This window comes from Myxococcus sp. AB025B (assembly GCF_006518215.1).
In the GTDB taxonomy this organism is placed as follows: Bacteria; Myxococcota; Myxococcia; order Myxococcales; family Myxococcaceae; genus Myxococcus; species Myxococcus fulvus.
In genome coordinates, this window is sequence record NZ_SRLW01000306.1 from 1 (window position 1) to 11,920 (window position 11,920).

General features: G+C 70.8%; 14 protein-coding genes and 1 pseudogene. 5 read left to right on the plus strand and 10 right to left on the minus strand.

The window, feature by feature from the left end; genetic code table 11:
* From FL311_RS35035 to FL311_RS35055, 5 genes are all read left to right on the plus strand, one after another.
* Nucleotides 1-421: LD-carboxypeptidase (locus FL311_RS35035; RefSeq protein WP_141332037.1), on the plus strand; the 421-nt coding region annotated here is incomplete at its 5' end.
* Nucleotides 418-1,608 carry a serine hydrolase gene (locus FL311_RS35040; protein WP_141332038.1) on the plus strand — a complete coding sequence of 397 codons (1,191 nt, stop codon included), beginning with the start codon at nucleotides 418-420 and terminating at the stop codon, nucleotides 1,606-1,608. The genes FL311_RS35035 and FL311_RS35040, both read left to right, overlap by 4 nt.
* Complete coding sequence (mpl, locus tag FL311_RS35045; protein ID WP_141332039.1) at nucleotides 1,601-3,073, plus strand: UDP-N-acetylmuramate:L-alanyl-gamma-D-glutamyl-meso-diaminopimelate ligase; 1,473 nt, start codon at nucleotides 1,601-1,603, stop codon at nucleotides 3,071-3,073. The genes FL311_RS35040 and mpl overlap by 8 nt, the downstream gene beginning before the upstream one ends.
* Nucleotide 3,074: 1 nt before the next feature.
* Entirely contained in the window at nucleotides 3,075-3,632 is a 558-nt protein-coding gene (locus FL311_RS35050) for a TlpA disulfide reductase family protein (protein ID WP_141332040.1), read from the plus strand.
* 15 nt (nucleotides 3,633-3,647) lie between these two features.
* A complete protein-coding gene (locus FL311_RS35055; protein ID WP_141332041.1) occupies nucleotides 3,648-4,466 on the plus strand; it encodes an inositol monophosphatase family protein in 819 nt (272 codons plus the stop codon).
* A 3-nt stretch (nucleotides 4,467-4,469) separates the two neighbouring features.
* Here FL311_RS35055 and FL311_RS35060 read toward each other — a convergent pair whose 3' ends face one another.
* The 10 genes and pseudogenes from FL311_RS35060 to FL311_RS45610 all read right to left on the minus strand — a co-directional run.
* A complete protein-coding gene (locus FL311_RS35060) occupies nucleotides 4,470-4,859 on the minus strand; it encodes a hypothetical protein (protein WP_141332042.1) in 390 nt (129 codons plus the stop codon).
* Nucleotides 4,860-4,916: 57 nt separating this feature from the next.
* Nucleotides 4,917-5,861 carry a RimK family alpha-L-glutamate ligase gene (locus tag FL311_RS35065; RefSeq protein ID WP_141332043.1) on the minus strand — a complete coding sequence of 315 codons (945 nt, stop codon included), beginning with the start codon at nucleotides 5,859-5,861 and terminating at the stop codon, nucleotides 4,917-4,919.
* On the minus strand, nucleotides 5,858-6,703 hold the full coding sequence (locus tag FL311_RS35070) for a hypothetical protein (protein ID WP_141332044.1): 846 nt from the start codon (nucleotides 6,701-6,703) through the stop codon (nucleotides 5,858-5,860). Before FL311_RS35070 ends, FL311_RS35065 begins: the two co-directional genes overlap by 4 nt.
* A gap of 221 nt (nucleotides 6,704-6,924) precedes the next feature.
* Nucleotides 6,925-7,539, minus strand: a complete 615-nt coding sequence (locus FL311_RS35075; protein WP_141332045.1) for a polysaccharide biosynthesis/export family protein — start codon at nucleotides 7,537-7,539, stop codon at nucleotides 6,925-6,927.
* 46 nt (nucleotides 7,540-7,585) lie between these two features.
* A complete protein-coding gene (locus FL311_RS35080) occupies nucleotides 7,586-8,851 on the minus strand; it encodes a hypothetical protein (RefSeq protein ID WP_141332046.1) in 1,266 nt (421 codons plus the stop codon).
* 115 nt (nucleotides 8,852-8,966) lie between these two features.
* Complete coding sequence (locus FL311_RS35085; protein WP_141332047.1) at nucleotides 8,967-9,527, minus strand: hypothetical protein; 561 nt, start codon at nucleotides 9,525-9,527, stop codon at nucleotides 8,967-8,969.
* An 87-nt stretch (nucleotides 9,528-9,614) separates the two neighbouring features.
* On the minus strand, nucleotides 9,615-10,061 hold the full coding sequence (locus FL311_RS35090) for a cyclic nucleotide-binding domain-containing protein (RefSeq protein WP_141332048.1): 447 nt from the start codon (nucleotides 10,059-10,061) through the stop codon (nucleotides 9,615-9,617).
* A 34-nt stretch (nucleotides 10,062-10,095) separates the two neighbouring features.
* Entirely contained in the window at nucleotides 10,096-11,436 is a 1,341-nt protein-coding gene (locus FL311_RS35095; protein WP_141332049.1) for an AgmX/PglI C-terminal domain-containing protein, read from the minus strand.
* Between the two features lie 3 nt (nucleotides 11,437-11,439).
* Nucleotides 11,440-11,727: a hypothetical protein gene (locus FL311_RS35100; RefSeq protein ID WP_141332050.1), complete on the minus strand. Its 288-nt coding sequence runs from the start codon at nucleotides 11,725-11,727 to the stop codon at nucleotides 11,440-11,442.
* A 7-nt stretch (nucleotides 11,728-11,734) separates the two neighbouring features.
* Nucleotides 11,735-11,920, minus strand: a pseudogene (locus tag FL311_RS45610) (hypothetical protein); the annotation flags it as partial.

The following is an 11,920-nucleotide window of genomic DNA, read 5'->3' on the forward strand; positions in this document are numbered from 1 at the left end:
GGCCACCTACGTCCCCGGCACCGCCGAGGGCCACCTCGTCGGCGGCAACCTCTCCGTCCTCGCATGCCTCCTGGGCACCCCGTACCTGCCGCCCCTCGACGGCGCCGTGCTCCTCCTCGAGGACGTCACCGAGCGCCCCTACCGCCTCGACCGCATGTGGACCCAGCTGCGCCTCGCCGGCGTCTTCTCCCGCGTGCGCGGCATCGTCCTCGGGGACTTCACCGCCTGCGAGGAGCGCAACGCGGAGTACTCCAGCGCCGACGTCCTCCGGGGACTCGCGCAGGAAGCGGGCCTGCCCTGCGCCGCGGGCTTCCCCATCGGCCACGGCACCCTCAACTACCCCGTGGCTCTCGGCACCCAGGTCCACCTGGACGCGGACGCCGCGCGCCTCACCTTCCTCGAAGGAGCCGTGCGCCCATGAGCGCCCCTCCCGAACAGCACCCCATCGCCGTTCTCCAGACGCTGCTCGACGAGGCCGTGGGCATCGGCGTCTTCCCCGCCGCCCAGGCCGTCGTCCTCCACCGCGGCATCCAGGTCTTCGGCGGCGTCGCCGGCAAGGCCTCGGGCGACACCCGCTTCGACCTCGCCTCGCTCACCAAGGTCATCAGCACCACGGCCCTGTTCCTGCGCCTGTGGACCGAAGGCAAGGTGGGCCCCGACACCCTCGTGTCCCGCTTCTTCCCCGGCTCCCCCGTGGGCGACGCGGGCGCCACCGTCGCGGACCTGCTCTACCACCGCTCCGGCCTGCCCCCCTTCGTCCCGTTCTTCGCCCAGGCCCTCACCCAACACCCCGGGCTGCTCGACGCCGCGTGCCCCTCGGCCACGCGCGCCCGGGTGCGTGACGAGGTCCTCCAGGCCGCCGCCGCCACGCCGCTCGCCGCGCCGCCTCGCACGCGCACGGCCTACAGCGACGTGGGCTTCATCCTCCTCGGCGAAATCCTCTCGCGCGCGGCCAACGCCCCGCTCGACACGCTCTTCTCCCGCCACGTCGCCGAGCCCCTCGGCCTGCAGGCCCGCTTCCACCGCCTCACCGACTTCCCCGCGGACTCCATCCCGGCCCCCACGGGCGCGACGCGCCCCCGCGAGCCCGCGCCGGGACAGGAGACACTGTGGAAGGACGTGCCCTCCGCGCCCACGCGCCTGGGTGAAGTCGACGACGACAACGCCTGGGTGATGGACGGCGTCGCCGGACACGCGGGCCTGTTTGGCACCGCGGTGGACGTGGCGCGCTTCGGCCAGGCGGTGCTCGAGGGCTGCGCGGGGACGAGCCCCGTGATTGCTCCCGGGCCCTTGTGGCACCGCGTGCTCGCCACGGACCCGCTGGTGGCGGGCAGCACGCGCTCGATGGGCTTCGACTCGCCGTCTCAAGTGGGCTCCAGCGCGGGCCGCTTCGTGGGCGACACACCTCCGGGGGCCGTCGGGCACCTGGGCTTCACTGGAACGAGCCTCTGGGTGGACCTGCGCCGCTCGCTGGTGGTGGCGCTGGTCACCAACCGCGTGGCGAATGGCCGCCAGGAGCTGCGCATCCGCGACTTCCGACCCGTCTTCCATGACTTCGTCGTGGAGGCGCTCGGCCTCACCGCCATCTCGCAGGGAACGCATGGCTGACGACAACGGTAACGTCCTCGACACCCTCGAGCCCGGCAGTGTGCGCCGCGTCCACCTGGTGGGCGTGGCGGGCACCGGCATGGGCTCCTTCGCCGGCATGCTCAAGGCCGCCGGCTACGAAGTCACCGGCAGCGACGAGAATGTCTACCCACCCATGAGCGACATGCTCAAGGCGTGGGGCATCCCCGCCGCCTCGCCCTACCGTCCGGAGAACCTGGACGCGGCGAACCCCGACCTCGTCATCATCGGCAACGTCATCCGCCGCGTGAATCCCGAGGCCACCGCCGTCCGCGAGCGCGGCCTCAAGCAGATGAGCTTCCCCGCCGCCCTGGGCTCGCTCTTCCTCGAGCGCTCGCACTCCATCGTCGTCGCCGGCACCCACGGGAAGACCACCACGTCGTCCCTCATGGCCCACGTGCTCGTCGAGGCGGGCAAGGACCCGTCCTTCCTCGTGGGCGGCGTCACCCAGAACTACGCGGGCAACTACCGGGTGGGGAAGGGCGCGCACTTCGTCGTCGAGGGCGACGAGTACGACACCGCCTACTGGGACAAGGGCTCCAAGTTCCTCCACTACCGCCCGCGCACCGCCATCCTCACCAGCGTGGAGTTCGACCACGCGGACATCTTCAGGGACTTGCCCCACTACGAGGCCACGTTCGAGAAGTTCGTGCGCCTCATCCCCGAGGACGGCCAGCTCGTCGTCTGCGCCGCGTACCCCAACGCGGTGAAGCTCTCGCGTGAGGGCTGCAAGGGCCGCGTCGTCACGTACATCGCCAAGGAGGGCGCGGACGCGGACTACGTCCCCAAGAGCGTCACCTTCGGCCCCGAGGGCGCGCGGTTCGAGGTCGTCGAGCGCGGCGCCGTGCTCGGCACCGTGACGCTGCCCATGGGCGGTCTGCACAACGTGGAGAACGCGCTCAGCGTCATCGCCGCCGCGCGCGGGCTGGGCCTGTCCTTCGACGAAATCGCCAGCGGCCTGGCCACGTTCCGCGGCGTGAAGCGCCGGCAGGAGCCTCGCGGCGAGCCCGGTGGAGTCCTGGTGGTGGACGACTTCGCGCACCACCCGACGGCCGTGCGCGAGACCATCGCCGCCATCCACCACCGCTACCCCACGCGCCGGCTGTGGGCCATCTTCGAGCCCCGCTCCAACACCAGCCGCCGCAACATCCACCAGGAGGACTACGCCCACGCCTTCACCGGCGCGGCCCGGGCGAGCCTCAAGGTGCCCGAGCGCCACGACAAGGTGCCCGTGGGTGAGGAGCTCGACGTGCGCAAGCTCGTCGCCGACCTGCAGGCGCAAGGCATCGCCGCCGAGGGCTCCACCGACGTGCAGGCCATGGTCGAAATGGTCGCCCGCGAGTCGCAGCCCGGAGACATCCTCCTGGTCATGAGCAACGGCGCGTTCGGTGGCTTCATCGAGAAGCTGCTCGCGGCGTTGAAGGTCCGCTTCGGGGAGGGGGCCTGACATGCGCCTGTGCCTTCCCGTCGTCCTCGGTGCCCTGTCGCTCGCCGGCTGTGCCCGTGCTCCGTCGATGCCGCCCCTCACGCAGCCGGCGCCCTCGGGCGTCGACGCGAAGGGCGCGGAGGACCGCAACGCGCCGCTCGTCTTCCAGGTGAAGCGCTACCCGGGCGGCGAGCCGTATGACCTGGCCAGCGACAAGGGCAGCGTGGTGCTGCTCGACGTGTGGGCCACGTGGTGCGAGCCCTGCAAGGACGCGCTGCCCTTCTACGAGAACCTCCAGCGCGAGTACGCGAACAAGGGCCTCAAGGTCTACGCGCTCAACATCGACGAGGACTCGCGCGCCATCCCCGCGTTCCTGAAAGAGGTGAAGGTGGGCCTGCCCATCCTCCTCGACGAGAACGCCCAGGTGGCCGAGCGCACCCTCAAGGTGCGCGGCATGCCCACGACGTACTTCATCGACCGGCGCGGCGTCGTCCGCCACGTCCATGAGGGCTTCAACGAGGAGTTCCTCACCAAGTACCAGTCGGAGCTCGAGGCGCTGCTCGCCGAGCCCGCGCCGTGAGCCGTGGGAGTCCGAATGTCTGACGACAGCCCCGCCGAGCTGCGCCGCACCGCGGAGGAGGGCGCGCGCCTCGCCGGCCGAATCCTCGCCGACCGCTTCCTCGGCGAGCGCGTCATCGAGCTCAAGGGCGGCATCGACCTGGTGACGGACGCGGACCGTGCCTCCGAGGAGGCGCTGCTCGCGTTCATCCGTGAGCGACACCCCACGCACGCCATCCTCGCGGAGGAGAGCGGCGCGTCGGCGGGCTCGGAGGGACTGAGGTGGCTGGTGGACCCGCTCGACGGCACCACCAACTACGCCCACCGCGTGCCGCACTTCTGCGTCAGCGTCGCCGTGGAGTCGAAGGACGGCGTCGTGGCGGGCGCCGTGTACGACCCGATGCTGGACGAGCTCTTCTCCGCCGCGAGAGGGCAGGGCGCCACGCTCAACGGACGTCCCCTGCGCGCCAGCGCCGTGGACCGGCTGGACCGCGCGCTGTTGTGCACGGGCTTTCCCTACGACGTGCGCGAGAATCCCGAGGGCCCCGTGGGGCTCTTCACCCGCTTCGTGCTGCGCGCCCAGGGCATGCGCCGCACGGGCAGCGCCGCCATGGACCTGGCCTACGTGGCCGCGGGCCGCTTCGACGGGTTCTTCGAGTTCGGGCTCAAGCCCTGGGACATCGCCGCGGGCTCGCTGCTGGTGGAGGAGTCCGGAGGCGTCATCCGCCACGTCACGGGCGCTCCCTTCAGCGTGATGCGCGGAGACGTCATCGCCTCCGCGCCCGCCCTGGCCCCGGAGCTGCTCTCCGAGGCCAGGCACTTCATCGACGAACTGGGCTGGACGCCCCGCCCCTGAGGCTCAGTCCCGCAGCTCGGTGAGCGCCTTCGCGAAGGCGCTCGTGGTGGCCCCCTGCGCCCCCACTTCCTTGCCGTGCTTCTTCGACTTGTCGCTGTTCATCTTGCGGTGGGCCTCATCGCGGGCGGCCTTCTCCGCCTTCGTGGCCTTGTCCTCGATGTCCTTGCCCTTGTCGGTGAGCGCGTCCGCCGCCTTCTTGCCCAAATCCGACGCCTTCTTCGCCGAATCCACCACGCCCATCAGCGACCACTGCTCCGCGAGCGACGCCCGCACCGCCTGGCGCAGCTCCTCCGCGCTGTGGCCCACCGTGGGCGCCGCGACGTGGCCCGCCTCGGCCAGCTTCGGAAGATCGCTCGACGAAATCAGCCCTGCCTCGGTCGACAGCTTCGACATGTGATGCCCCCTCGTTGCTTTCCGGGTTTCCCATGACCCAGGAAAATTACAGCGTCATCAGGTTAACGGAGCGTCGAGGAAATCCGCAAGTTGCCGGGAGATGGGCAGGCCGGTGTTCTGCTCGAACCACATGAAGCCCGGGCAGGTATTCACCTCCAGGCAGACCCAGTCCTCGGGCCGCGAGGAGCCACCCGGAGGCTCGATGAGGTCGATGCCGGCCAGGTCCAGGCCGAGCGCGCGGGACAGCTGGCGGCAGGCCTGGGCGACGGGCTCGGGCAGCTCCACCGCGTCCAGGCTCACCGCGTGCCCCGTCATGTCGGGGTGGCGGTAGTCCAGGGCCTGCGTCACCGCGCGGCAGGCCAGCACGTGGTGTGCGCCGATGACGTGGGCGCGGACATTGTTGCCGGGGATGCGCTGTTGGAACTGGTGCGGCGCCAGCGGCTTGCCGGGTCGGGCCGAGGCGCGGGTGGCCTCCCACGACACCTGCTTCACCAGGGAGCGCTCGTCGCTGACGGACTTGATGACGGGGTCTCCGTCCAGTCCTCGCGCGAAGTGCTCCCAGCGCTCCCAGGTGCCTCCGGCGAGGGTGTCCGGCACGCGCAGGCCCGAGCCGAGGATGGCGGCGTACTGACACGGCTTGCTGCCATTGGAGAGCATCGCGGTGGCGCGGTTGGCCACGGGCCCGGGGAAGAGGTCCAGGAGCGCCGCGGCGTGGGCCTGCTCGGCGCGGACCTGGGGCGTGGGGGCGTGCTCGAGGTTCCCGGTTCCCAGCCGCGAGTAGATGCCGGAGATGCGCTCCAGCCCGACACGCCACGTGGGGAAGCACACCCCGCCGCGCAGCCGGCCCAGGCCCGGAGGTCCCTGCGGCAGCTCCAGCTCGATGCGCACGTCGACGCCCAGGTGACGCTCGTCCACGAAGAGGTACTCGCGCCCGGTGTCGGTGAGGTGCTTCAAGAAGAACGCCGTGAGCAGCTCATCCACGGGCCCCATGACGAGGATCATCGCGCGACCTCCGTGCTCGTGAGCCGCTCGGCGAAGAAGCGCTCCACCTGCGCCAGGGCCACCGCGTCCTCCTGCGCCAGCAGGCGCTCCAGGCTCTCGGGCGACGTGCCCAACTGGAGGGCCGTCCAGCTCGGAGCCTCTGGTGTGCCCGACGTCACCAGGAGGACCTCGAGGACCTCCGCGCCGCAGTCCGCGGCCAGTCGTGTGAGGTCCGCCTCCAGCGCGGGAGGGAGCACCGGTGGCGACTCCTCGAACTCCAGCGGCCAGAGCGTGACGTGCGAGCCCATCACCAGGGCCTGTCTCAGCGGGCCGGGCTCGGGCACCGTCCACCACACTTCGCCCTGCCGCGTCCCCACCTCCTCGGGCCAGCGCGTCCAGCGCTGTCCGTCCTCGGGCGGTGTGCCCAGGTGGAAGTGGGGCGGCGCGAGGACACTCGTGGCGTCGGGCAACGGCAGCTTTTGTGCAATCACCCGCCACATCGCCGTCGTCCACAGCGGTGAGAGCAGACCGCGTCGGTTGATGACCCGCGCGGGACAGCACGTGTGGAAGCCGTCGCGCAGGGCCTCGTGCTCCGAGCGCAGGTAGTCGCTCTCCGCTGTCGGCAGTGCGCCCTCGGACAGGCACCAGAGGACATCCTCGGGTCCCAGCTCCAGCTCACCCCACGGGCCGATGAGCCCCGCGTGGAAGCGTCCGCCGACCACCTCCACCCACGGCGTGACAGCGCCGCCCCATTCCTCCAGCGACACTTCGACGACACGCACGTCCGCGCGAGTGGCCTGTGCGCGGAGCACGTCACGCACGAAGGGAAACGACTCGGAGCCGATGAGCACGAGGTGGCGCATGCACTCCGCAGTCTGCACCGCGCGAGCACACCGCGACGAGACGGGTGCGAAGCGACCTGAGCAGGTCCGCGGGAACTCCGAGCCGAAGCCCGCGAACGCGGCTGACCCTACAGGACGCGCGATGGCTTGGGCCCCGCCTGGACCGGGGATGTCCGCGAGAGCTCCGCGACGAGCCTCATGAACGCGGCCGACCGCACAGGCCGCGGTGGGGCGAGCCCCGCCTAGAAGAAGCTCTCCGGCACGAAGACGATGTCGCCGGGCTGGAGCATGAAGTTCTTCTCCCGCCCCACGCCGATGTCCTCGACGGGCACGCGAATCTTGCGCTCCTGCCCATCCACCACGCGCGTCACCAGCGTGTTGTTCTTCGCCGCCAGCTTGGTGAAGCCACCCGCGAGGGTAATCGCCTGGACGATGGACATCTCACCATCCACGGGGAAGGTGCCGGGCTTCTGCACCTCGCCGAAGACGAACACCTTCTGCGAGTTGTACTCGCGAATCAGCACCGACACCTGCGGCCTGCGCACGTAGCGCGACAGGCATTCGCGCAGCGCGTCCGCCGCGGTGCTGGGCGTCTTCCCGCGCAGCGGCACCTTGCCGCACAGCGGATAGTCGATGGTGCCCTCGGGGGACAGGCGCCAGGTGCCCGAGTGCTCGGGCTCCTGGAACACGCGCACCTCCACCACGTCACCAGGCCCCAGCGTGCCGCCTCCCGTTCGGGCCTCACCGGCCTCCGCGGCGGGCGTGGGCACGGGCGGAGGAGGGCGCTGCGCGGAGCCGAAGCACGCGGACAGCACGCCGGACAGCAGCACGACGAGGGACAGGCGGAGCGTTCTCATCCGGGAGGAGACCCAGGTAGGGGAGGGTGCCCGGTGGCTCGGGCGCTCAGTACGTCACGGCGAGGCGAGCATACCCCTCGTGCCGCGTGTAGTTCAGGCCGCCGCCCTCCACGTTGGAGGAGCGCTTGCTCAGCGTGTAGCCGAAGGCGCCGGTGAGCCACGGACGGAACTGGTACTCGGGCCCCGCGTCCACCGTCACCACCGTGTCCCCACGGCTGCCCTCGAAGCTCAGGAAGTCCACCATGCCCGCCACGCGCACGGTCAGCTTGCCGCCCCACAGGGCCCGCGCCTCGGCGTAGCCCCGGTCGTCCCGGAACGTGCCGTACGCCGCCACCGGCTCCAGCATGCGCAGGTAGCCGCCCTTGAAGGTCAACGTCTGGCTGTACAGGTACGTGCCCTCCAACTGGGCAATCACCGTCCCGCCGCTCACGTCACCGAAGGTCTGCGCCCAGCCCGCCTTCGCCGTCACCGCGACCTTGGGGGAGACCAGGCCCGCCACGCCCACCATCGCGCGCGCCACCTGGGCGTCCGGACCGCCGTCGTTGAAGTAGCGGCGAACGTCCACGCCCGTGTCGAGCACGAAGGCCGTCTTCGGCAGGAAGCGCCAGCGGCTCTCCAGCCCCAGGTGCAGGTTGCCGTAGTCGAAGCGGTCCGCGCGCACGGGGTCGCAGACGCCGTCGCCGCAGTCCACCGGGGCCTGGGCGGCCAACGGCTCGAAGAACTCCACCGCGTAGGCGACGTTGGGCGTCACCTCCACCGCGCCGCCGCCCGGCTTCCACGGCATCTTCACGCGCGCCTCGTTGTAGAGGCTCAGGATGCCGGCCGCGATGGCCGCCGTGCGCGTGCGGTCCGAGCGCACGAACTGGTCCGACAGCTCCAACGACAGCGGAGCCTCCGGGTTGAGGCGCGCCGACAGGTCCGCCGCGCCCTCCATGTGAGAGGCCGCCTTCGAGCCCGGCGTCATCAAGCCGGTGAAGAGCACGTAGTCCAGGTTGGCGTTCAGGTTGAACGCGAGCTTCTGCGACGGGATGTCCAGCTTGAAGCCCGGCCGGAAGCGCAGCGCCACCTCACCGGACAAGTCAGGGGACACGCCGCCGGGAAAGTTCTCGCCTTGCGTGCGGCCGAAGTAGCCCACGCCGCTGTCCACCCGCGTCTCCAGCTCGAAGTACGGGTGCAGCCGGCCGTTGCCCACCTTGATGCCATTGCCGCCCGTGGCGGGCGCGGAGAGCGCTTCCTGGGCGGAGGCCACGCCGGCGTGCGCTGTCAGCGCCAGCCCGCAGACCGTGCCCCAGAATGTCCCTCGCAGCGTCATGACTTGGATTGGCTTCCCGCGACTCGGGGCGTCATAGCACGCGCGTTTTCAGGGGCCGAAGAATTGTTCGACAAAGGACGGGGACTCGTCCGATGAGCCAGAGGGCACACGGGGGCTAATTGACGGGGCTGGCTGGTGGCGGACGGACGAGCACGACGTCCGGAGGCGGCGGGCGGGTGGGGTCTCCACCCGGCAGGTTCTCCGGCTCCTCGACCTCAATGAAGAGGTTCTCGTCGGTGCGGAAGGCGAGCTGGCCGATACACTCCTCGGCCTCCGAGCGCAGCTGACCGACCTTCTGCCGGGCGATCATCACCTTGGTGAATTCGTGCTCGCTGGTGGAGACCTCGCGCCGGGTGAGCGACTCCTGGAGCGACACGTCGGCCTGCTCGGAGATGCGCAGCAGGCCCTTGATTTGGGTCAGCTTCTCGTTGGCGCAGTTGAGCTTCACCACGTCCTTGGTGCGGCGCGCCTCCTCCACCTTGCCGATGACCTGGCGGAGCACGTCCCGCATGACGCCGAGGGCCTGGGTGCTGCGCTCCAGCTTCTGCGCGTCCGGCACCTCGCTGGCCTTCTCGAGCGTGGCGGTGGCGGCGGGGGCTCGGGGAGACGGCACCGGCCCCTGCGCGACGGCCACTCCTGTGGCGACGACGACGGCGACCATTCCGACAGTGCGCATACGCCTCACGGCTCTCCCGGCCCTTGCCATTGGATCAAAGCGTAGAAGGCGGGGAGGGGGGTGTCAAACCAACAACCCCCCAGTTATTCAGTGGTTACCGGAGAGCCGGGCATTGGCGTCCCGCAGTCGGGCAGCCAGGCTTCGCGCGATGTTGACGACGACGAAGGTGAACCCGTCGGGGTGGCTCTGGCGGAAGACGCGCAGGTCCTGGGCGGTGAGCTGGAGCAGGTGGGCGTCCGTGTGCGCGCGCACGGTGGCGGAGCGGTGGTCCTTGTCGATGAGGCCCATCTCCCCGAAGAACTCGGGGGGAGACAGCCGCGCGAGCGGATGCAGCGACCCGTCCGGGCCCCTGCGGGCGACCTCCACCTGACCCCGGATGAGGAGGAAGAGGCTGTCGCCCAGGTCCCCCTCCTCGAAGATGACCTCGCCGGCCGTGTAGTGGAGCGTCCGCGCCAGCTCGGCGAGGCGGGACAGCTCCTGGGGGGCGAGCATCTCGAACAGCGGTGAGGCGGCGATGACGGCCAGCTTCTCCATGGTCCCCTCGGAGCCCGGGCTCGGACGCGCCAGCCTACCCCGTCGGCGAGAAGACGAAGGGGTAGGAAACGGTGGCGTCCGAGTCGGGCTTGAAGGGGAACACCCAGGCGCGGATGGCGGCCCGGATGCAGCTGGCCACGGCCTCGCTGCCGAGCGTGTTCTCGTCGATGTCGAAGTCGCCCACGCGCCCCGAGGGGGTGATGGAGAAGCGCACCACCACCTTGCCCTTGAGGCTGGGGTTTCGCTTGAGCTCCTTCTCGTAGCAGCTCTGGATGGCGCCCTTGCGCGCGCGCACGTAGCGGGCGAGCGCGTCGCGGTCCACCTCGGAGCTGTCGACCTCCGGGGCGGCGTCCTGCACGCGGCCCTTCACGTCGACTTCCTTCTTGGTGCCCAGGTCGACCTTGCCGCCGCCCTGGGTGCCCAACTCGCCGATGCCCGTCACGGTGCCGGTGCCGCCGCCGCGAGGGCCGTTGCCCTTGCCCACGGAGGCCTCGTTGGCCACGCCCACGCCGCCGGCGCCCTGGAGGGCCGCGACGATGTCGTTGCCGCCGCTGGCGCCGCCCAGCACGTCCTGGAAGGCGCCGGAGCCCGAGCCCTTCGAGCCGAGCATCTTCAAGAGGCCCTTGTCGGAGACCTTCTTCACCATCTCCGCGTGGTGCTCGGCGGCGGCGCGGGTGGCGGGCTTCGCTTCGGCGGGCTTGTCGGTGGCGGCCTCGGCCGTCCTGGGCTCTTCCTTGGCGGCCTCGGCGGGGCCGGGCGCGGTGGGCTTGGGCGGCTCGATGGGGCGCTGGGGGATGATGGCGCGCACGAAGCGGTCATCGAGCTGATCCAACGCCAGCTCCTGCTCCTTGGGGGCCTCGGCGGAGAGGATGATGGCGGCGCCGGAGAAGTGGACCAGGAGCGAGATGGCGAGGATGCCGAAGAAGACGCGGTCCATCGTCTTCCAGCGGCTGACGCGCACGTCCGAGGGGAGCAGCGGACGCTCCTCCTCGGCGGGGGGCGCGACGAACTGGAAGAAGAGGGTGGCGTCGCCCAGCTCCACCTTGCCGCGGGCGGTCTCCTGCAGGGGCAGGACGTAGAGGTCTCCGCGGCGCGAGGCGAGCCCCTGGGAGCGCAGCGCATCGAAGTCCACGTCGGACGAGCCCAGGTTGACGCGGCCCTTCATGGACTCGTTGATGACGAGCTGGAACTGCTGGCCCTGGTTCTCGAAGACGCTGAAGCGCGCGGGCCTGTCGTCCGAGGCGGGCAGGACGATGGTGTTGCGCGCGTCGTGGCCGATGGTGACGGTCTCACGACGGACGTGGTGCTCCTCGACGATCTGGCCGTTCTGGATGAGGCCGACGCGGAGCAGCTTGGCTGGCGAAGGGGCTGCCATGGACTAGAAGGGCTCCTGCTCGACGCTCTTCTCGACCTTGGGCACGAAGCTCTCCGTGCGGTTGAGCTCGTCGAAGCTCAGGTTGGAGCGGGGGAGGATGTAGAAGGCCTGGGGCTTCTGGATGCGTCCCTCGACGGTGAGCGCGTCCAGGCGGATGACCTTGCGAGGTGCCTTCTTCGCGGCGGCGGCCTCGGTGGTGGCCGAGGTCTGCTGGGCGGTGCTCGCGGACTTGTCCTGCGCGAGCACGGGCGCGGCGGCGAGCAGCACGAAGAGGGTGAGCGGGGCACGCATGGAGGTCCTAGTTCCTGTCGTCGGCCAGCTTACCCGAGCCGGCCTTCGCGGGCGTGGGGGCAGGGGCGCTCTCGGCCGGAGGAGGAGCGGCCTGGGTTCCAGGCTGGGACACCGCGCCGGAGGCGGTGGTTCCGGGTGTCACGGGTGACCGGGACGTGCCCGTGGGGACGTGTGTGCCGGACGGGGCGGGAGG